Source organism: Adlercreutzia wanghongyangiae (genome assembly GCF_035989245.1).
GTDB lineage: Bacteria > Actinomycetota > Coriobacteriia > Coriobacteriales > Eggerthellaceae > Adlercreutzia > Adlercreutzia wanghongyangiae.
On record NZ_JAYMFF010000011.1, the window covers coordinates 155,943 to 175,864 of the forward strand.

17 protein-coding genes are annotated in these 19,922 nt (G+C 64.6%); 11 read left to right on the forward strand and 6 right to left on the reverse strand.

Translation table 11 applies throughout. The features are described from left to right. Positions 1-106: 106 nt before the first annotated feature. The 3 genes from VIN30_RS06800 to VIN30_RS06810 all read left to right on the forward strand — a co-directional run bounded on the left by VIN30_RS06800 (position 107) and on the right by VIN30_RS06810 (position 5,304). Positions 107-1,522 (forward strand): ABC transporter substrate-binding protein, encoded by a 1,416-nt coding sequence (locus VIN30_RS06800; RefSeq protein WP_338210289.1) that lies wholly within the window; start codon positions 107-109, stop codon positions 1,520-1,522. Beyond that, positions 1,519-3,708, forward strand: a complete 2,190-nt coding sequence (locus VIN30_RS06805) for an ATP-binding protein (protein ID WP_338210290.1) — start codon at positions 1,519-1,521, stop codon at positions 3,706-3,708. Before VIN30_RS06800 ends, VIN30_RS06805 begins: the two co-directional genes overlap by 4 nt. 333 nt (positions 3,709-4,041) lie before the next feature. Next, the gene (locus VIN30_RS06810) at positions 4,042-5,304 is read left to right on the forward strand and encodes a RidA family protein (protein ID WP_338210292.1); all 1,263 of its coding nucleotides are present in this window, start codon (positions 4,042-4,044) and stop codon (positions 5,302-5,304) included. A gap of 409 nt (positions 5,305-5,713) precedes the next feature. On the opposite strand, the gene VIN30_RS06815 is transcribed toward VIN30_RS06810, so the two are convergent. From VIN30_RS06815 to VIN30_RS06830, 4 genes are all read right to left on the reverse strand, one after another. Continuing rightward, positions 5,714-8,029 (reverse strand): ATP-binding response regulator, encoded by a 2,316-nt coding sequence (locus tag VIN30_RS06815; protein WP_326424533.1) that lies wholly within the window; start codon positions 8,027-8,029, stop codon positions 5,714-5,716. A gap of 84 nt (positions 8,030-8,113) precedes the next feature. Further along, positions 8,114-8,371, reverse strand: coding sequence for a type II toxin-antitoxin system RelE/ParE family toxin (locus tag VIN30_RS06820; protein ID WP_338210337.1), 258 nt, complete (start codon positions 8,369-8,371; stop codon positions 8,114-8,116). Positions 8,372-8,389: 18 nt separating this feature from the next. Then, positions 8,390-8,857 carry a hypothetical protein gene (locus VIN30_RS06825; protein WP_338210294.1) on the reverse strand — a complete coding sequence of 156 codons (468 nt, stop codon included), beginning with the start codon at positions 8,855-8,857 and terminating at the stop codon, positions 8,390-8,392. A gap of 119 nt (positions 8,858-8,976) precedes the next feature. Beyond that, on the reverse strand, positions 8,977-9,435 hold the full coding sequence (locus tag VIN30_RS06830; RefSeq protein WP_338210296.1) for a hypothetical protein: 459 nt from the start codon (positions 9,433-9,435) through the stop codon (positions 8,977-8,979). Positions 9,436-9,698: 263 nt separating this feature from the next. Between VIN30_RS06830 and VIN30_RS06835 the strand changes: the two genes are divergently transcribed. Then, on the forward strand, positions 9,699-10,097 hold the full coding sequence (locus VIN30_RS06835) for an MGMT family protein (protein WP_338210300.1): 399 nt from the start codon (positions 9,699-9,701) through the stop codon (positions 10,095-10,097). A 253-nt stretch (positions 10,098-10,350) separates the two neighbouring features. Here VIN30_RS06835 and VIN30_RS06840 read toward each other — a convergent pair whose 3' ends face one another. After that, complete coding sequence (locus VIN30_RS06840; protein WP_338210302.1) at positions 10,351-11,673, reverse strand: DNA-deoxyinosine glycosylase; 1,323 nt, start codon at positions 11,671-11,673, stop codon at positions 10,351-10,353. Between the two features lie 72 nt (positions 11,674-11,745). Here VIN30_RS06840 and VIN30_RS06845 point away from each other — a divergent pair, with 72 nt between their 5' ends. The 3 genes from VIN30_RS06845 (at position 11,746) to VIN30_RS06855 (ending at position 15,022) form a co-directional block, all read left to right on the forward strand. Next, positions 11,746-13,029 carry an SLC13 family permease gene (locus VIN30_RS06845; RefSeq protein ID WP_338210304.1) on the forward strand — a complete coding sequence of 428 codons (1,284 nt, stop codon included), beginning with the start codon at positions 11,746-11,748 and terminating at the stop codon, positions 13,027-13,029. A gap of 126 nt (positions 13,030-13,155) precedes the next feature. Then, positions 13,156-13,536, forward strand: coding sequence for a fluoride efflux transporter CrcB (gene crcB / locus VIN30_RS06850; RefSeq protein WP_338210306.1), 381 nt, complete (start codon positions 13,156-13,158; stop codon positions 13,534-13,536). A 385-nt stretch (positions 13,537-13,921) separates the two neighbouring features. Continuing rightward, positions 13,922-15,022, forward strand: coding sequence for an aldo/keto reductase (locus VIN30_RS06855; RefSeq protein ID WP_338210307.1), 1,101 nt, complete (start codon positions 13,922-13,924; stop codon positions 15,020-15,022). An 18-nt stretch (positions 15,023-15,040) separates the two neighbouring features. Here the strand turns inward: VIN30_RS06855 and VIN30_RS06860 are convergent, their stop codons facing one another. After that, on the reverse strand, positions 15,041-15,883 hold the full coding sequence (locus tag VIN30_RS06860; RefSeq protein WP_338210309.1) for a LysR family transcriptional regulator: 843 nt from the start codon (positions 15,881-15,883) through the stop codon (positions 15,041-15,043). A 131-nt stretch (positions 15,884-16,014) separates the two neighbouring features. Between VIN30_RS06860 and VIN30_RS06865 the strand changes: the two genes are divergently transcribed. The 4 genes from VIN30_RS06865 to VIN30_RS06880 all read left to right on the forward strand — a co-directional run bounded on the left by VIN30_RS06865 (position 16,015) and on the right by VIN30_RS06880 (position 19,738). Then, positions 16,015-16,863 (forward strand): aldo/keto reductase, encoded by an 849-nt coding sequence (locus VIN30_RS06865; protein WP_338210311.1) that lies wholly within the window; start codon positions 16,015-16,017, stop codon positions 16,861-16,863. Positions 16,864-16,896: 33 nt separating this feature from the next. After that, entirely contained in the window at positions 16,897-17,649 is a 753-nt protein-coding gene (locus VIN30_RS06870) for a carboxymuconolactone decarboxylase family protein (RefSeq protein ID WP_338210312.1), read from the forward strand. Between the two features lie 593 nt (positions 17,650-18,242). Then, entirely contained in the window at positions 18,243-18,461 is a 219-nt protein-coding gene (locus VIN30_RS06875) for a helix-turn-helix transcriptional regulator (RefSeq protein WP_338210314.1), read from the forward strand. Positions 18,462-18,463: 2 nt separating this feature from the next. After that, on the forward strand, positions 18,464-19,738 hold the full coding sequence (locus VIN30_RS06880) for a HipA domain-containing protein (RefSeq protein WP_338210316.1): 1,275 nt from the start codon (positions 18,464-18,466) through the stop codon (positions 19,736-19,738). The last annotated feature ends 184 nt before the right edge of the window (positions 19,739-19,922 follow it).

The window sequence follows — 19,922 nt, forward strand, 5'->3', positions numbered from 1 at the left end:
CCCCTCTCAACGCGAAAATGTTATCGTACCTCGCTCTGTTGACAAAGTGCCACCCGATTCTTTGCATTACCATAGAGAAAGGGGATAACGACAGGAGAAGAACGCTATGGAACAGAAGACGGCGAAACGGCGCCGCATCCAGCGTGTCGGCATCGCGCTGGCCGCCGCGGCCCTCGTGCTGGGGATGACGGGCGCCGTCGCCTGCGCCTCGGCCGAGCCGGAGGCCTCTGGCGGGAACGGTGCGCTCTCCGGCGAGCTCGTCTTCTGGCACAGCTTCGTCCAGGCCGACCGCGCTGCGGCCATCGAGGAGGCCGCGGCCCGGTTCGAGGAGGAGAACCCCGGTACGAACATCACCATCGAGATCATGCCCTGGACCGATTTCAAGAAACGCTGGCGCGCCGGCGCCGCGAACGGCGACTTGCCCGACATCAGCACCGCCTGCAACATGTACGAGACCGAGGAGCTGGTGGCCGCAGGGCTTCTGCAGCCCGCCGACGCCGTCATCGAGGCCATCGGACGCGAGCGCTTCGCCGACAACGTGCTGGCCGAGCTCGCTCACAACGGGGACACCTACGGCGTGCCCTACTACTCCCACGCCTACGTGCTGTGGTACCGCACCGACCTTCTGGCGGCGGCCGGCCTTTCCGTGCCGCGCACCTGGGACGAGCTGGCCACGGCGGCCCGAACCCTCACCGATCCCGGGCAAGGCATCTACGGCTGCGCCATGGCGCTGTCCCCCGACGATTTCACCGCCGTCATCAACCTGCACATGTACGTGCGCGCCGCCGGGGGCAGCCTGCTGGACGACAACCTGCAGGCCAACCTCACCAGCCCCGAGGCCTTGGCGGGCATCGCCTACTGGGCCGAGCTGTACCGCGACTGCTCGCCGGCCGATGCCATCGACGACAGCGTGACCGAGCAGGCCGCGCGCTTCTACGCCGGCCAGACCGCCTTCGACTTCAACTCGGGCTTCCACGTATCCGGCGTGGCCGGCACCTCGCCCGAGCTGCTGGACGACATCTCGTGCGCACCGCTGCCCGCCATGGACGCCGACGGCGCCGCCCCCTCCAGCGTGGTCACCCACATCCCGTTGGTGCTGTACCGCCAAACGCAAAACCCGGCCCTGGCCCAAGCGTTCCTGGAATTCCTCTACGAGGACGAGAACTACGGGGCGTTCCTGGATTCGGCGCCCGTGGGCATGCTGCCCTCCATTCGCGGCATCTCGTCTACCGAGGACTACCAGAGCAACCCGCTGCGCCGCCAGTTCGCCGATGAGGAGCGCGTCATCCAAAACGCCATGCTGACCGGCAACGCCCTCGGCTTCGAGGAGGGCCCGAACCTGCACGCGGGCATTTTGGTGTCCAGCGACGCCATCGAGGTCATGTTCCGCCGCATTCTGCAAGAGAAAACGCCCGTGGAAGAGGCGGCGCAAGAGGCCGAGGACCAGCTGAACCGCCAGTTCGCCGAGGCCGATGCGACCTTGGCCGCCAACGGCTCCGCCAACGAGGTGAACAACCGGTGACGGGGCTGGCGAAACGCATCTTGGGGCCGCGGGCGATTATCGCCGCATTGTCGGGGCTCGCCTTCGTGGTGGCGGCCACCTGCTTTTACTACCACACGGTGGAAGAACAGCTCTTCGACGAGCGCGACGCCCATCTCACCGAGATTACCATGAAGGTGGCCGACCAGCTGCGCACCGTAATGGACGTGGGACTGGAAAGCGCCTCCATTGCGGGAGCCGCCCTGGCCGAGACACCGCTGACCAGCGAGGACGCCTTGATCGAGCGACTGGCGCAGCTGGAGAAGGCGGCCGACCACCGGGGCAGCATCTTCGTGGCCTTCGACGACGACGGGTCGTACTGCACCGCCGCGGGCATGACGGGGCGCTGGGTGGCCAAGGGCGCCTACGCCAACGCCGAGAACGTCACCTTCGCCATCGGCGGCCTGCCCTACGACACCATCAACACTTACCTGTTCATGATCTGCCGGCTACCCGCCCCCGTGCCCGTGGGCGACGAGGGCCGAGCGGTCACGCACCTGGCCATTGCCTCGAACATGGCCACCATCCAGGAGATGCTGGACGTGGCCGGCTTCGGCGACGAGTGCCTCACCTACCTGGTCACCCCCGAGGGCCAACGCATCTACCAGCACACCTTCGGACGCAAGTTCATCGGGACGCCCAACGTGCTGGACACCACCGACACCTATGATTTCGTCGCCGGTGGCAATGCCGGCACACTGCGCACGGCCGTGGCCGACCAGGGCACGGAATGCCTGGAGTTCCGCACCGCCGGCGGTCAGGACTACTTCGTCTGCGCCACGGCTCTCCGCGATGCGTCGCTCATGCTGTTCGTGCCCACCGACACCCTCAGCGTGGGCGAGGGCAACTTCCTCATAACCACCTTCGGCTATTTCCTGGTGGTGGCGGTGGTCGTCGTGGCCATGGCGGCGGCCATCATGTCGTTCATCTCCCAAGCCCGAGCCGATGTGGCCCTCATCGCCCAGCAGGAAGAGGCGAACCGGCGCCTCGGCGAGGCGAACCGCGCCCTCGCTGCGGCCCGCGACAAGGCGGAACTTGCCAGCCGCGCCAAAACGGAGTTCCTGTCGAACATGTCCCACGACATACGCACCCCCATGAACGCCATCATCGGCTTCACGAACCTGGCCGAAACGCACCTGGACGACCGAGCCCGCGTGCAGGACTGTCTGGAGAAGATCTCGTCGTCCAGCAACCATTTGCTGTCGCTCATCAACGACATCCTGGACATGTCGAAGATCGAGCACGGCAAGCTGCAGCTGCAGGAGGAGCCCTGCGACCTGCGCGCGGTGCTGCGCGAGCTGGCGGACATGGTGCGCGACCAAGCGCAGGCCAAGGGTCTGACGCTCGACCTGGACGACCGGGGCATCGAGCATTCCTGGGTGGTCACCGACGCGCTGCGGCTGAACCAGGTGCTCATCAACATCGTGAGCAACGCCATCAAGTACACCAAGGAAGGCGGGGTGCGCATCACCGCCGCCGAGGAGGAAGGTGCCTACCGCTTCATCGTGGCCGACACGGGCGTGGGCATGGGGGCCGACTACCTGCCCGAGATATTCGATGCCTTTACCCGCGAGCGCAACACCACCTTGAGCAACATCCAGGGCACCGGGCTCGGACTTGCCATCACGAAGAACCTCGTGGAGATGATGGGCGGCTCAATTACCGTGGAAAGCGAACCGGGCCGCGGCAGCACCTTTACCGTCACGCTGCCCCTGACCCTGGCCGAAAGGGACGATGCCGCGGCCGAGGCTGCCGAAGAGGAGGGTGCGGCCGATCTGGAGGGCCTGCACATCCTGCTTGCCGAGGACAACGAACTGAACGCCCTTATCGTCGTGGGCATTCTGGGCGATGCGGGCATTCGCATCGACTGGGTCGACAACGGGCAGAAGGCCGTGGACGCGATGGCCCAGGCCGCCCCCGGCACCTACGACGCCGTGCTGATGGACGCCCAGATGCCCGTCATGGGCGGCTACGATGCGGCACGGGCCATCCGCGACCTGCCGGGCACGCATGCGGCCTCGGTGCCCATCATCGCGCTGACGGCCAACGCCTTCGCCGAGGACAAGCAGCGCGCCTTCGAGGCCGGCATGAGCGCGCACGTGGCCAAGCCCATCAACACCAAGGAGCTCTTGGCGGTTATCGCGCGCCTGTGCGGCACCGGGAAGTAGCCTCTCCAACCGGCTCTCCCCGTTCGCCCACGACGGCAATCGCCCTCGAGCCCGACTCTGCGACATCGCGCATGCCGCCCCGCACCCGATTCCCCGCGTTCACCGCGCGAACCCAGTTTCCGGAATGGCCTCCCCACAAAACGAATATTTTTGTTCATATGCACTATTTTTTGTCAATGACCTGTGGTTTCGCTGTATTCAAGCTGTTGACCTACGGTCAACAGCGCACCTCTATACTGAATATTTGCCTTACGGCATTGACAGCGACTGTGTTGGTAAAGTTTAATGCACTTGCACAAATCGCTGCAAATTCTACCTTTGAAAGGGGTACCAATGAGCGATCCGAACGTGGTAGTGGCCCGCAACACCGATGCGGCGCCGATGAGCGATCTGTATTCGCAGACCGTGGCGTTCTCCCACTACAACAACCTGTCGGCCCAGCTGCCCATCGACCCGGCGACGGGTGCCATCGTGGCAGGCGGCGCCGCCGAGCAGGCCGAGCAGTGCTTCAAGAACCTGAAGGCCATCGTGGAGAGCATCGGCCACGACATGAACGACATCATCCGCGTGTCCATCTTCCTGGCCGACATCATGGATCTGAACGCGGTGGAGAAGGTGCAGGCCTCCTTCTTCCCCACCTACCAGCCCGCCCGCACTGTGGCCGCCGTGGACGCGCTGCCGCAGGGCGCCCTCGTGTTCATCGAGGCGCTCGTGGACAACGGCGAGGGCACGCAGTCGGTGCCCCAGGCCGGCGACCTGGTGAAGCTCACCAACAACACCCATGCCGCCCCCTTCGACGCCGCATCCACCCAGACCGTGGCGTTCTCGCACTACAACAACATCACCATGCAGCTCCCGCTGGATCCCGGCACGGGGCGCCCCATCCTGGGCGGCGTGGCCGAGCAGACCGCCCAGTGCCTGCGCAACGTGAAGGCCATCCTCGCCTCCGTGGACGTGCCGCTGGACGACATCGTGAAGGCGACCATCTTCGTGAAGGACCTGGCCGCCATGGACGCGGTGAACGAGGTGTACAAGACCTTCTTCCCCGACTCCGGCATTGCCCGCGCCGTGAACTACCTGCCGGCCCGCACCGTGGTGCCCGTGAAGGATCTGCCCTTCCACTGTGACGTGGCCGTCGAGGCCGTGGTGTCCCACGGCGACGGCACCCCGCCCCAGGCCATCGAGGACCGTCACGGCCTCATCATCGAGGCGAGCAACACCGATGCGGCCCCCAAGTGCCCCTTCTCCACGCAGACCGTGGCGTTCTCGCACTACAACAACATCTCCGGTCAGCTGCCGCTTGATCTGTCCGGCAACCTGGTGGCCGGCGGCGTGGCCGAGCAGACCGCGCAGTGCTTGCGGTATGTGAAGGCCATCGTGGAGTCGGTTGACCACGAGGTGGCCGACATCGTGAAGGTGAACGTGTATCTGGCCGATATGGCCGACCTTGACGCCATGAACGAGGCCTACGCCGCCTTCTTCGGCGACCACAAGCCCGCCCGCAAGGTCGTGGGCTGCGGCGAGCTGCCCTTCGGCGCCCGCGTCATGATCGACGCCATCGCCGGCAACTGGGAAGGCACCCCGCCCATCGCCTAGCATGCGCGCATGCACATACTTCGCGCTCTTACATGCATAGGGAGGGGATCCGAAGCACTTCGGGTCCCCTCCCGCTTTCGGCCCCTGAGCCCGCCGACCGCAAGGAGCCGCCACCGCTCACCAAGGAGGGCTCCAAAAGGAGAGCTCTGGAAAGAAAAGGGTCCCGAAAACGCCTTAAAACCCTCCCGTGTCACCTTCGACACATGAAAATGCCGATTATTTCCGCTTACGATGCAACTGCTGACCTGAAAATGCGTTTGCGATGCATTTAAACCGTCGTTTCGGCTTCATATCGGGGTAAAAGCCGGCGAAAGCCAGCAAATACCCCCTCTTCCTGCATCACAAACGCCAATTCTTGGACGAAATGTCCTCATCTCGTTGACCGTGCCCCGGGGCACCCCGACTCGCCCTACTTCTGCGGAATATGCTTGTCCAAAAGGGCGATGAGGGCGTGGGTGTTCAGCGGCTTGGTGGTCAGCGCCGTCATGCCGGCTTCGCGGGCGCGGCGCTGGCCTTCCTCGAAGGCGTCGGCCGTCTCGGCAATGATGGGCAAGCTGGCCGCATCAGGGCGGTCAAGCGCACGGATCTCACGCGTGGCCTCGTCGCCGTCCATGCGGGGCATGCGCATGTCCATGAGCACGGCATCGTAATGGAACGGCGCCACCGAAGCCACCTTGCGCACGGCCGCATCGCCGTCGCGGGCCTCTTCCACGGTGAAGCCGTAGTCCTTCAGGATTTCCATCAGAATCTCGCGGGACAGATCGTCGTCGTCTACCACGAGCACCTTGCAACCCGCGAAATCGCGGCGACACTCCTCCATTGCGGCGTTTCGCGCCTCTTCCTGGGAAACCTCCTCCGGCGAGGCCAAGCGCAGCGGCAGCGTGATGGTGAAGGTGGAACCGCGGCCCACCACGCTTTCCACCTGAATCTCGCCGCCCATGAGGTCCACGAGGCTCTTGGTGATGGTCATGCCCAGGCCCGTGCCCTCGGTCTTGTTCGCGTAGCCCAGCCCGTCGCGCTCGAAGGGCAGGAAGATGCGGTCGAGGAACTCCGGGGTCATGCCGCAGCCGGTGTCGCTCACAGTGATGGCATAGCTGCCGAAGCCGCGCGGGGCGCCCTCGCGCTCGGCCAGGGACACCGTGACCAGGCCACCGGCCGGCGTGAACTTCAGCGCGTTGCCCACGGTGTTCACCAGCACCTGATTCAAACGCAGCGGGTCGGTGACCACTTGGGTGTGGGTCAACCCGGCCGCATCTACCGTCAGATCGATACCGCAGGCCTCGGCCTTGTCGCTGAACATGGTGGCCACCTCGGCAGCCACCTCGTCCAAATCCACCACGTCCTCGTTGAACGACATGCGCCCGCTCTCGATGCGACTCACGTCCAGAATGTCGTTCACCAGGCTGAGCAGGTGATCGCTGGAAAGCGTGATCTTGCGCAGGCAATCGCGCACGCGGTCGGTGTCGTTCAGGTGATCCAGCGCGATAGCCGCGAAACCCGAGATGGAATTCATGGGCGTGCGGAAGTCGTGGGACATGTTGGTGAGGAAGGTGGATTTCGCCCGGCTGGCGTGCTCGGCCAAATCGAGCGCGTTCTGCAGCGCCAGCTTCTGCAGCAGCTGCTCGCGCATCTCGTGGGTGACGTTGCGGGCTGCCAGAATCACCTTGCTGCTGGGATGGGGCAGCCGGATGATGCGCAGCTCCACGTACTGCTCCTCATCGCCGAACAGGCGGCGGTAGCCCACCGAGAAATCGGCCTCGCCGTCCTCCAGGCGCTTCCACAAAACGTCGGGCCCCACCTCGGCGAGCACGCGGGGGCGGTCCTCCTCCACCACGTACGTTTCGATGTAGCGCCGCATGGCGGACGGATAGTCGGCCTCCTGCGCGCTTGCCAAGGCGAGCTCGGCCGTGTCGTTCTCGCCGCGACGGTACACCTCCAGCTCGTTGGTCTCCAGATCGACCAGGTACAGCGCGAAGTTCTCGGCACCCAGGCTGTCGATGACCTCCACGTACTGCTCGCTGCGCTGCTCTGCCTGCTTGGTGCGGGTGAAATCTTCCAGAAAGCCGTAGGCGAAGCGCTCGGAGCGGCCCGTGTGGTCCAAGCTGATGCGCAGCCAGCGCCCGTCGGCGAGCTGGCCCTCCTGGTAGAGGCTCGTCTGGTTCTCGAGGAAGTTTTCCATCTGACGGCGCAGATCATCGCCGGCGGTGAGCCCGAAGGTGCGCTCGATGAACTCCGCCAAGCTGATGTAGTCGGTGTCCACGCCGCTCTGCTCGCGGGCCGAGTCGGTGAGCAGCATCTGGCGGTAGCGCATGTCGAAGAAGAACAGGCCCGCAGCCGCCTTGTCGAGCGAGCGCTGGGCCGGCACAATCCAGCTCGTCACATCCTGCAGGGTGAGGGCGAACAGGCCCTCGGCCACGGGGAACACCTCGGCGCGGAAAAACTGGCGCAGCATGTCGGAAAGTGTCTCGAACTCCACGGACTTACCCTCGTAGGCCGCCTCGTAGAAATGATCGAGCCACGCCGGATCGCCGCCCCAGATGGTGTACATGCCCACGCCTATGAGGTCTTCCACCGCATGATCGGTAATGGAGGCCATGGCGGGGTTCAGATAGCGGTAGACCGCATCGTAAGGGCGCCCCTCGTCGTCAAGCAGCACCTCGGCGACACCAAAAGGCAGAGGGCTGCGGTCGAACGTCGTCGCCCAAACCCTCAGCATCTCGTCCATGGTACGCTCCCCTTCCCAGACCAGCCGGAATTCTTCCCTAGGATGCACCATAATAGTTTAGCATGATATTACCGCAAGCGCCCACTAGGCGGAAATTCCCCAGCACAGACCTGGTATCTCCTCAGCCACCAATTTTGTGCATATGAGCAAAAATAGGTAGGTGAAGGACAGCTCCTGGGACCCCGCTGACGGAAGGTCGATGAGGGCGTAGGTGTCGGTGTTCTGGTGCTGATGCAAGATGCGACACACCGTGACTGCGCGATCGTCATGGCGGTAGAAAATGCGGTAAGGGCCTGCGGGCCGGAACACAAAAAGGCGCCCCGTGGGGCGCCTTGGCAGGATCTGCGAAGTTGCGGCAGGCTATTCGGCGGCCTGACCGGCATCCTCGGTCGTGCCCGCGGCCGCAGCCAGGGCGTCGGCGGGAATCTCGCCCTTCTTGAACTTCAGAGAGTTGCCTTCCACGGCCAGCACCAGCTCGTCGCCCTCCAGGGTGGCATCGGCGGTGTCGCCCTCGAAGGTAATGGCCACGGTGTTGGCGTCCTTGGCCTCCCAGGTGCCGTTGGTGTTGGTGCCGAACAGGCTGATGACAGCGTTGCCGCCCTCGTTCAGCTGCATGTACACGTACAGGCCCATCTGCTCCATGGCCTCGATGGACTCGGCATCCAGCTCCTGGCCGTCGTTCTGGCCGCCGGACAGCATCCAGTCGCCCTGGAAGTTCGCGGCGTTGTCGCTACCGCTGTTAGTACCCCCTCCCGCGCAGCCGACGAGCGCCACACACAGCGCCATTGCGCACACGGCCACTGCAAAGATCTTCGCCTTCAGTTTCATTCCCGCTCCTTTTCGGTTGGTTATACAGACGCGCCTATGATAATCCTTAGCCGCTGAATCATCAATGAATCAGCTGGGCTCTTTCGACGGGCGCGCCCCAATCTGCGTCGCGCGCTTTCCTAGCCGCGGTGCAGGCAACCGGCAACCGGGCAACCCACGGTGCCGTCCTCGTGATGGATGTACTGGCGGATGAAGCCGATACCGGCCAGGGCGAGCGCCACGCCGAGGCCCGTGTAGAAGAAGGCCACGAACCAGCCGGGCACCACGCCGAAGGAGCGCAGGGCAATGCCGCCGCCCATCATAACGGCCATGATGAGGTAGCCCTTCACGTCGAAGAACTTCAGGACGTGCATCTTCTCCTCGCCGTAGCCGCGAATGCGCGCGGCATGCTTGGCCACGAGCTTCGAGAACATGGCGTGGAAGGCGACGAACGTGGCGGGAATGCCGATGACGAGCAACCACGAGTTGGCGGCGCCGCCCATGCACGCCTCAAGGCCCATGCGCGCCACTTGCGTTCCGGCGATGAGCCAGACAGCGGCCGCGATGAGCAGCAGGTACTTGGAGCGAGCTTTGAACATAGGCCCTCCTTAGGGCGATGGGGCGGGCGACGGGATGTGCCGGGGCACCCGCGAGGGAGCACCCGCGCAGAGCCGCCGCGGGGCGCGTTGTTTTCTCCGCGCACGATACCATCCCGCCCGTGCCTGTTCCACAAAGTGCGCTATGCTGACAGCAAAACTTCAGGAAGCCGTCACGTTGGCTCGCACCCGCGCTGCTTGTGCCGAACCGCGAGGCGGCCGGCGCTGCGAAAGGGAGCGGTGCCCCTTCGACAGGAGGAACAGCCATGGGAGATTTCGCCAACCGGGTCTTTGCGGTGGTGCGACGCATTCCGCGCGGAAAGGTGGCCACCTACGGCCAGGTGGGAAGACTCATCGGGGCGCCGCGGGGCGCCCGCTACGTGGGATATGCGCTGCACGCGAACCCCGAGCCGGGCACCGAACCGGGCTGCGTCCCCTGCCACCGCGTGGTGTTCAAGGACGGCCGCATGGCCACGGGCTTTGCCTTCGGCGGCCCCGACGAGCAGCGCAAGATGCTGGTCGCCGAGGGCGTGGGCTTCGACGAGGAGGGCCGCGTGCTCATGGACGCCTTCCAGTGGGATGGCCGCTCGGATGGCGCGGGCACGGAGAGCGAGCCCTCCGGCCCGCCGCCCGACTTCGATTGGAAGGCCGAGCTGGGCGAGTAAGCGCGTGCCGCACGGCGAGGCGCAAGGGACGCGCTGGATCGCTCACCCCCCCCCTCGCAAAGACAAATTCGAACCGCAGCCATCGAAACCTCATCATTTGCTTTGAAAATCACGGGTAGCGTAGCCTCCAAGGCCCTTCGGTGCAAAACGACCTTATCGCGACCTGGTAAAACGCAGCTTCTCCTTTACAAGAAGCGTATCAGCAGCCATCGAAAACTACGCTACCCGTGATTTTCAAAGCAATCCACCAACCTCAGCCAAGCAGTGGCTCGATATACGCGAGGGGCGCCACGCGCACACGGCCGCAGTACGGCGCGCCGGCGGGAGCGAGCAAGCCCGGCTTGGGAACGATCATGGTAACCGTAACGTCGGCGCGCACCGACTCGGCGGCCGCCGCGCCGGTCTGGGCCGAAAGGCCGCTCGGCACATCGGCGGCCACGACCGCAGTGCCGCGCTCGCGGGCGGCGTTCAGGGCGCGAATCCAGCTGTCGAAGGGCGGCTTTACCGTATCGTGGGAGAACCCCGTGCCCAAAATGGCGTCGAGAGCGAGCGGCGCGTCCGCGAGAAGCGATTCCACGGCGGCGAGGTCGGGGGCGACATGCACGGCACTGCCCGGGCCGAGTGCTGCCGCGGCGCGCAAGGCGGCCCCGCGAGCCGGCTCGGCGGTCAGCTCGTCGGGTGCCTTCGCCGTAATCACCCGTACGGGAATGCCCCAATTGTCCAGGTACTCGGCCGCCACCCAGCCGTCGCCGCCGTTGTTCCCGTTGCCGCAGAATACGACCGCCGGGCCCTCGCGGCGCACGGCGCGGCCCGCGGCGCCCTTGGCAACACCGCCGCCGCACGCCGGAAGCGGCCCGTCGGCCTTCCCCTTCTCCGTCTCGCCGCCCTTCCCTTCCAGTGCCTTGCGCGCCTCGTAGGCGAGAAAGCGGCCGGCCCGGCGCATAAGCGCATCGAGCGGAGTGCCGGCGGCGGCTATGGCCCCCTCCAGCGCCACCACCTCGGGCACTTCGAGCGCGGGCGGCCGGAAGGGCGTGACCGACTCGGCCACCGCGCGATAGGCCTCCACCAGCCGCGGCAGCGACCAGACGGCGTTGGCGGGACTCGTGGAAGGCAGCTTCTCCGCGGCCATTCCCGTGGCCGGCTCGCAGAGCTTCCCGTAGAGCCGCGCTGCAGTGGATCCCGTGCAGAACACGCGCCGCACGGGGGCCGCTTGCAAAATGCGCGCCATATCGTTCGGCTGTGCGTTGGCGATGGAGGCATCAGACGCCCCCTCGATGTCGCACGACGCCAGCACGTCCCACAGCGCGATATGGCGGCGCAGCAGCAGATCGGTGCGCTCGGCGTTGTTCTCGGGCACCGGCTCGTCGAACAGCGCCGCCAACACGCGCCAGAAGCGGTTCTGCGGATGCCCGTAGAAAAAACCCTCCTCGCGTGATTTGGGCGACGGCATGGTGCCCAGCACGAGCACCTCCGAGCGCCCGTCGTACACCGGGTCGATCGTATGCTCCACGCGCCCGGCACGGCAGAGCGCCCGACCCCCGTCGCGCGCCTTCTCACTGCGCCTTGTTCCGCTCATAGGGGCTCCTCCCCGTCGCTCATCTGCTATGGTGTCCAGTGTAGCGAAACTGGAAGGCAGGTTGGAGGGAATGTGAGGGGCTTTTCGCGCCGCGCGTGGCTCTTTGTCCGCGAGCACGGGGTGCTCGTCGCCGCAGCTCTGGCGGCTACCGCCTCCATGGTGGCGGTAGCGCCCGACGAGGCGTACTGGAGCTACTTCGACTGGCGAACCCTGGAATGCCTGTTCTGCGTACTGACCGTGGCAAGCGCCTTCCGGCTCATGGGCGCCTTCGACCACGGAGCCCGCGCCATTATCGGGCGCTTCCGCACGCCAAGCGCCCTTGCCCTGGCCCTCGTGCTCACCACAGCCGCGCTTTCCATGGTGGCCACCAACGACATGGCCCTCATCATGATGCTGCCGCTCTCCGCCGCGACCCTCATGGCGGCAGGCCAGGCGCGGATTCTTCCCGCCGTCTTCGCGCTCCAGGGAATCGCGGCGAACCTCTGCGGCATGATCATGCCCTTCGGGAACCCTCAGAACCTGTACTTGTACTCGTACTACGACCTGGGCCTTCGGGACTTCCTCGGTACCATGGCGCTCCCCTTCGCCGTCTCCACGGCGGGCGTGATCGCCTGCACCCTGACCCTAACGCGCGCAGGCTCCGAGGAGGAAAGCGGCGAGAAACCGCAGGCGAGCACGGAGCGCGACGGGACAGCGGCCTCCGGCGCGGTCGCGGGCAACGCCAGGGGCGCGGGAACCGATAAAGCCGCTTCTCCCGACAGCCCGGCGGCCGTGGCACGGAAGTCAACCTCACTCGGCTGCCTAAGCCGCCGGCGTCTCGTTGCCTACCTGGCGCTTTTCCTGCTCACGATTCTCGCCGTGTTCGGCGTCGTGCCGTCCTGGGCGGCCACCCTCGTCGTCATCGCCGTTCTCGCCGCGACGGATCGTCGGGCCCTCGCCTCCGTCGACTACCCCCTGCTGCTCACGTTCGCGTGCTTCTTCGTATTCGCTGGGAACCTCGCCCGCCTTCCCGAGCTGAACGCATGGCTTGGCGCGCTCATGGCCGACCACGGCCTTCTCGCCAGCGCGGGCCTCAGCCAAATCATCAGCAACGTGCCCGCCGCCGTGCTGCTCTCGCATTTCACCAGCGCGTGGCAGCCGCTCCTCGTCGGCGTGAACATCGGCGGCGCCGGCACTCTCGTCGGCTCGCTCGCAAGCCTCATCACTCTCCAGCACTTCACGAGCGTCCGGAAGATCTTCCCCCAAGCCCGCACCCTGCCCGAACTTTCGACAGCCCGCTTCCTCGGCCTCTTCGCTACCCTGAACTTCGCCTTCCTGGCACTGCTGCTCGTCGTTTGCTCGCTTGGCGTGCAATAACGGTGCCCAGCGCACCTGGGCGAATGCAGGTAAGCGCCGCCGCACACCCGTCATGCGTCAGAAGGCCCCATCGCGCGCCCATTGGCCTATACTGGATCGGCAGTTGCGAGACGAAGGAGGCCGATTATGCTGAGCGTGCTGTACGTGGGCGCAGGCGGATTTTTGGGGGCGGTGGCGCGCTACGGGCTGGGGCTGGTGCCCCTGTGGCCGGGGCTGCCGCTGACCACGCTGCTCATCAACTTCGCAGGTTCCCTCGTCATCGGCGCCGTAGTGGAGGCAGCTGCGCCTGCCCGCGCGGCGCTCTCCCCCGAGGCGGTACTGTTCTTGAAGGTGGGCCTCTGCGGCGGATTCACCACCTTCTCCACCTTCTCGCTCGAGACCCTGGAACTCTTGGAAGGGGGCCAGTACCTGGCCGCGGGTGCCTACGCCGTCGTAAGCGTCGTGCTGTGCGTAGCCGGCGTGCTGGCCGGCAAGTTCCTCGTGCGCGCCCTGATGCCAGCGGCCTAGGGGGCCCGGCCCCCCCATTGCGCCATCTACCACCAGATGGGGTGGCCCGGGAACACCATGTTCGCCCTCGCGGTCGACGAACATCCCGAAAATTGCAGCAAATCGCGAGTTATAAGCGTCTCGAGAGGCCGGCTGAATATGAATCTATGCGAGCGTGATCACATGTAATCCGCTGACCTGGTGTTTTGCCAATGTCGCTTCGGGCTAAACTCGTTTATTTCAGAAGCAGACGCTCATAACTCGATATCTCGTGCAAAAAGGAGGGGTTTGAGCGACCGGCTCGGTCCTTCCGCTTTCGCGGTGCGGCTTTGACGTGATGCAGTCTTGACTTGGAGTTAGCTCAAAGACCTAGGGTATCTGCAAACCTCTCGACAAAGGAGCCCTCATGGAATACCGCGCTCTTCCCCATGGTGGAGACCAAATCAGCGTCATCGGCCTCGGCATGGGCAGCATCCACAACGCAAGCCCGTCCGAAATCGTGCGCACCCTGCACGCGGCGATGGACGCCGGTGTGAACTATCTTGACTACGCGCCGAGCGACGCGGCGGCCTTCGAGCCCTACGCCCGCGCGTTGCGCGGTCGCCGCGACGAGGTCATGCTGCAGGTGCACCTGGGCGCGGACTACTCAAGCGGCCAGTACGGCTGGGCGATTCGCAACCCCAAGTTGGCCATCGCCCAGTTCGAGAAGCGTCTGCAGGACCTTGGCACCGACTACGCCGACTTCGGGTTCATTCACTGCATCGACGAGGACGACGATTTCGACGCCGTCATGAACGGGCCTCTTTGGGAATACGCCGAGCGACGCCACGAAGACGGCACCATCCGCCATTTGGGTTTCTCGACGCACAATGCCGCCATCGCGCGGCGTTTTCTGGCCACGGGCAAGATGGACATGGGCATGTTCTCCCTTAACCCCATGTACGACTACACCGACGAGTCGGCCTACGGCCAGGGCTCTGCCGGCGACCGCGCGACCCTCTACCGCGAGTTCGAGGCGGCCGGGGTGGGCATCTCGGTCATGAAGCCCTTCGCCGGCGGCCAGCTGCTCGACGCGGCAGCCTCGCCTTTCGGCGCAGCGCTCACGCGCATCCAATGTCTCCAGTACGCGCTGGACAAACCGGGCGTGCTCACCGTGCTGCCCGGCGTGCGGGGCCTGGCCGACCTTGAGGACATCCTGCGCTTTGCCGACGCCACCGCCGATGCACGCGACTACTCGGTCATCGGCAGCTTCGCCAAGCCGGCCGACACGGGTCGCTGCGTGTACTGCAACCACTGCCAACCGTGCCCCGAGGGCATCGCCATCGGACTCGCCAACAAGTACTACGACCTCGCGAACATGGGTGACGAGATGGCCGCCCGGCACTACCGCGAGCTCTCCCGACACGCCGGCGACTGCGTCCAGTGCGGCCATTGCGACGCCCGCTGCCCCTTCGGCGTGGCCCAAAGCGCCCGCATGGAAAAGATTGCCGCCTATTTCGGAGAGTAGCGCCTCGGCGGCAACCCCCTACCCCCGCGCCACCCATTCGGCTATCTCGCGGACGCGGGGCGGGGCATCCTCGCGGGTGAGCAGGTAGAACGTCGCCTTCGCCGCATCGTCGCTGATGGGGATACGCACGCGATCGGGGAAGGCGCCGGCCAGCGACGGGATGTCCGTCACGAAGATGGGAAGGTCACTTGTGGCCGCTATCTGGTTGTACACCTCGCGATCCTTCTGCAGGAACAGGCGGGAGCGAGGCATGTGCCGGCGGTGCACATCGCGCCAGACGCCGATGTCCTCCAGCATGAGGAAGTCGGTGCCGTCGATGTCGGCGAACGTGACGCTCTCGCGCTCCACCAGCGCATGATCGGGCGGCACCGCGATGAACAGCGACTCCACCATGAGCTGTGTGCTGACGATGACGGGAAGCAGAAACGGCTTGCGGGAGATGCCGAAATCGATGGCGCCCGAGAGCACCCGCTGCTCCACCTCGCGCTCGGTCATGGTCTCGGAGGACAGCACGTCGCCGGGGAAGCGCTCGACGATACGCGCCGTCAGGTTCCACAGCGGCGCCGGAGCGCAGGTGCCCACGCGCAGGGCCCGGGCACGGCGGCACTCCGCGTCCACCGCATCGCGCAGCTTCTGCGCCTCTTCCAGAACCGCCCGGCCGCGCTCGACCACCACATGCCCCAGGGCGTTCATAGTCGCGCGGTTGCGGCCGCGGTCGAACAGCTCGGCTCCCAGGTCGGCCTCCAAGCGCTGAACGGAACGGCTGAGCGCCGGCTGGGAAAGAGCAAGCCGCTCGGCGGCGGCCGACATGGTGCCCTCCTCCTCGATGGCGACCATCTGCCTCAGCTGCTCGAGCTCCACAGGCTGTCTCCTTCCCGATTACTATGCATCAAACGCATAGTAGTTTGACTAATAGGAATTGTACAACGCGGTCAATCGTCTTCACAATGAAAAGCGTTTCAACGATTTATGCGTCAAAAGAAAGGCATGCGATGATCGATTTCAAGCTTTCCAACGGGGTGGCGATTCCCGCCATGGGCTTCGGCGTCTTCCAGATGTCCTCCGCCGAGGTGGCCGAGCACCTGCCCCAGGCCATAGAGGCCGGCTTCCGCCACATCGACACCGCCAACGGCTACTACAACGAGGTGGCCGTAGGCGAGGCAGTGCGCGAAAGCGGCATCACCCGCGAGGAGTTCTTCCTTACCACGAAGCTGTGGCCGCGCGACTACGGCACCGCCACGTGCATGGGCGCCATCGACGCGTCGCTTGAGCGCCTCGGAACCGACTACGTTGATCTGCTGCTGCTCCACCAGCCCTACGGCCCCTACACGGAGGCATGGAAGGTGATGGAGGAAGCCTTGGCTGCGGGCAAGGTGCGGGCCATCGGGCTTTCCAACTTCCCGGCTCACAAGTTCCAGGAGGTGCTGGCCGTAGCCGAGGTGGCACCCCAGGTGCTGCAGGTGGAGCTGAACCCCCGCTGCAACCAGCTGGAGCTGAAAGAGCAACTGGAGCCCCTGGGCGTGGTGTTCGAGGGCTGGTACCCGCTCGGCCACGGCGACGTCGAGCTGCTGCACCTAGCGCCCATCGCGGCCGCCGCCGAGGCCCACGGCGTCGAGCCCGCCCAGGTGTGCTTGCGCTGGTCTATCCAGCACGGCAACGTGGTCTTCCCCAAAACCTGCAATCCCGAGCATATGCGCCAGAACCTCGCCGTGCTCGACTTCGAGCTGACCGGCGCCGAGATGGCCGCCATCGACGCCATTCCCCAGGCGCCCTACTACACAGTGCCCGAAGAGGCGCCCGCCTTCATCGACCAGATGGCCCCCTTCGACCAGCAGCTGTAGCGCACGATACGACCCATCGAGAAAGGAACCGCCATGCCCAAAGTAGTCCAGACCGCCGGCCGCGATGCGCTCGGCACCTTCGCTCCCCAGTTCGCCGCCTTGAACGACGACGTGCTGTTCGGCGAGGTGTGGAGCAGCGACGACCTCAGCTTGAAGACGCGCTCCATCCTGACCGTGACCACGCTGGTGGCCAAGGGCATGGCCGACACCTCCTTCGAGCACCACGTGGCCACGGCGAAGAAGAACGGCGTCACCGCTGCCGAGATGGCCGCCATCCTCACGCACGTGGCCTTCTACGCCGGCTGGCCGAACGCCTGGGCCGCCTTCCGCGTGGTGCTGAAGGTGTACGCCGACGATCCGCTGGACTGCGAGAACCCCGGCGCCCACGGCGGCATCTTCGGCCTGGGCGCCCCTAACGACGCCTACGCGCAGTACTTCACGGGCCAATCCTACCTGAATCCGCTGACCGACCCCGAGAAGACCCAGTTCATCGCCAACGTCACCTTCGAGCCGGGCTGCCGCAACAACTGGCACATCCACCATGCGACCGAGGGCGGCGGCCAGATCCTGCTCGTCACCGACGGCGAGGGCTGGTACCAGGAATGGGGCGAGCTCGCCCGCAAGATCGTCGCCGGCGACGTGGTGTACATCCCCGCGAACGTGAAGCACTGGCACGGTGCCTCCGCCGACAGCTGGATGAGCCACGTGGCCTTCGAAGCCCCGGGCACCGACTGCGCCAACGAGTGGTGCGGGCCCGTCACCGACGAGGAGTACGCCGACCTGTAGGGTTGCACTCCATCCAGCGTACAGCCTCTCGCCCGAGCATCTTGCAAGGCCGCGGCCGCGATGCATCAAACGCGCAACGAATCTTAAAGAGCGTTCCTTCAAGCGCCGCCTCTCCCGGGGCGGCGCCCTACCATACCCCCCCCCGAAGGCCACCTCGAAGTCCTTTTTGGTGGCAGCAACCAATGCCAAATACCACCGGTGACAAAAACAACCCCTTCAATGCAGATTTTTTGACTTATATAGACATCGGGAGTGTGCGGACGACTTCCTCAAAACTCGCTCACTTGTAGCATGCCTAGCGTTTTCCCAGTTCAGCAATGGACCACTGGGTTTGCGCACTCATCCCCAGACTTCATTGGTGCGAGTTCAACTGCCTATATAAGTCCAAAAATCTACACGAGGGGCGCTCTTTTTGTTACCAATGCAGCCTCCGCTCCACCAAGCACGCCCTCGAAACGATGCCACAGCGATATGGCCTTGAAAAATTTCTGAGTACGCGTGAATTTTGAGATTTTCGCAAACTTTTCTGCGTACGCATGAATTTGACCGATCTCTGCCATAATTTCGGCGTACGCAGAAATGAGAGGAACGCCATGAGCCCCGTTTTCACCGCTAAGGATATCGGCGCGGCCATTCGAGCCGAGCGAAAGCGCCAAAAGCTCACGCAGACCGAGTTGGCAGATTTGTGCGCTGTCAGCCTCTCGTTCGTCTCTAATCTAGAGAACGGCAAGACGACGACCGAACTGGAAAAGACCCTCAAGGTGCTCAACACCCTGGGACTCGACGTTATGATCGCGAAACGAGGAGAATGACCATGGAATTGATCGTTTACCGCGATTTTCCTGAAGCCCCTCTTCCTATGGGAGCCCTAGCGCGAACCGAGGGCAAGATCACCTTCCGCTACCACGAAAACTATCTCGCCTCCCCCGCCGCAGCCCCACTCTCTCTTTCCCTTCCCCTGCGAGCCGAGCCCTACGCAGAAGAAGAGCTCACCCCCTACTTCCGGGGTCTTTTGCCCGAAGGGGCGGCCTTGGAAAATCTCTGCCGCAGCTTAGGTATTCCCCAGGACGACTATTTCGCCATGCTTGCCGTCTGCGGGCTCGATTGCCTGGGCGACGTCATTATCGACCCCGCTGCCTATGCCGAAACGCGCTCTTACGAGACAGTGTCTCTCGATCACATCAAGGAGATGGCCGGGAAACCGGGCAAGATCGACGAGTCCTTAGAAACCGCCCGACTCTCCCTCGCGGGAACCCAGAGCAAATGCGGCCTCTTTCACGACCCGTCGGCTCCGATTACCGAAGGATGGTACCAGCCCGTCGGAGGCGCTCCATCGAACTACATCGTCAAATTCGCTCGGGAGGATCTCATCGACCTTATGCAGGTGGAGCACCTCTCTATGACCTGCGCAGCGGCTTGCGGGCTCGACGTGGCGCGAACCGCCCTCATCAGTCCGCTGAAGCCCATCATCTGCGTCGAGCGCTACGACCGTCGGGTCACCTCGAACGATACTATCGACGGCTTGGCTGCGCCGCTGCGGCAGCACCAAGAGGACCTCACCCAGGCATTCGGGCTGCTGCCCCACGCGAAGTACCGCGAACTCAAGCCGAGCAGCGTACAGGTTATCGCCGATTTCCTTCGCCGTCGCTCGGCGGAGCCGGCCCGCGACCTTCGCGCCTTTGCAAGCCTCATCCTCTTCAATTACCTGATCGGCAACTGCGACAACCACCTGAAGAACATGTCTATTCTCTACGCGCCCGACTGGAGGTCGTTCACGTTAGCGCCCGCCTACGATCTGGTGAGCACAACCTACTTCGCCCGATTCTCCCGCGAGATGGGCATGGCCATCGGCGAGCACAGCGACATAGACGGGGTGACGACCGCGGATTTTGCGGTTCTGGCCGAACAGCTGGGCGTCGGCATGAAGGTGCTTCGCGGAATAGCGACCACCTTCACCGAACAGGCCATCCCGGCCCTCCGCAACGAAGGCGCTCGTCTCGGCGACGAGGGCTACGGCACCGCTCCCTACATTGCCGACGATATCGAGGAGGACATCCTGCCGCGCTTGGAGCTGCTCACTACCCTGTAGTCCTGCCGCGCCTCCACCGAAGCGCAAGGAATCCTTGGGCCTAAACCCCAGGTCAAAAAATATTTCGATCGTGAAATATTTTCAGATAAAACCGTTTTAGGCGAAAATCTTTCGTGCTCGGCCGCAGGAGCCCATCAAATCATCGGCGGCAGAAAGTCCCATCATCATTCCCGACCTTTTTCCT

What these genes read in the sequence shown, in the direction of transcription:
- VIN30_RS06800 (WP_338210289.1), top strand. Translation starts at nt 107, where the DNA reads ATGGAACAGAAGACGGCGAAACGGCGCCGCATCCAGCGTGTCGGCATC.
- VIN30_RS06810 (WP_338210292.1), top strand. Translation starts at nt 4,042, where the DNA reads ATGAGCGATCCGAACGTGGTAGTGGCCCGCAACACCGATGCGGCGCCG.
- VIN30_RS06815 (WP_326424533.1), bottom strand. Translation starts at nt 8,029, where the DNA reads ATGGACGAGATGCTGAGGGTTTGGGCGACGACGTTCGACCGCAGCCCT.
- VIN30_RS06825 (WP_338210294.1), bottom strand. Translation starts at nt 8,857, where the DNA reads ATGAAACTGAAGGCGAAGATCTTTGCAGTGGCCGTGTGCGCAATGGCG.
- VIN30_RS06830 (WP_338210296.1), bottom strand. Translation starts at nt 9,435, where the DNA reads ATGTTCAAAGCTCGCTCCAAGTACCTGCTGCTCATCGCGGCCGCTGTC.
- VIN30_RS06835 (WP_338210300.1), top strand. Translation starts at nt 9,699, where the DNA reads ATGGGAGATTTCGCCAACCGGGTCTTTGCGGTGGTGCGACGCATTCCG.
- VIN30_RS06840 (WP_338210302.1), bottom strand. Translation starts at nt 11,673, where the DNA reads ATGAGCGGAACAAGGCGCAGTGAGAAGGCGCGCGACGGGGGTCGGGCG.
- crcB (WP_338210306.1), top strand. Translation starts at nt 13,156, where the DNA reads ATGCTGAGCGTGCTGTACGTGGGCGCAGGCGGATTTTTGGGGGCGGTG.
- VIN30_RS06855 (WP_338210307.1), top strand. Translation starts at nt 13,922, where the DNA reads ATGGAATACCGCGCTCTTCCCCATGGTGGAGACCAAATCAGCGTCATC.
- VIN30_RS06865 (WP_338210311.1), top strand. Translation starts at nt 16,015, where the DNA reads ATGATCGATTTCAAGCTTTCCAACGGGGTGGCGATTCCCGCCATGGGC.
- VIN30_RS06870 (WP_338210312.1), top strand. Translation starts at nt 16,897, where the DNA reads ATGCCCAAAGTAGTCCAGACCGCCGGCCGCGATGCGCTCGGCACCTTC.
- VIN30_RS06875 (WP_338210314.1), top strand. Translation starts at nt 18,243, where the DNA reads ATGAGCCCCGTTTTCACCGCTAAGGATATCGGCGCGGCCATTCGAGCC.
- VIN30_RS06880 (WP_338210316.1), top strand. Translation starts at nt 18,464, where the DNA reads ATGGAATTGATCGTTTACCGCGATTTTCCTGAAGCCCCTCTTCCTATG.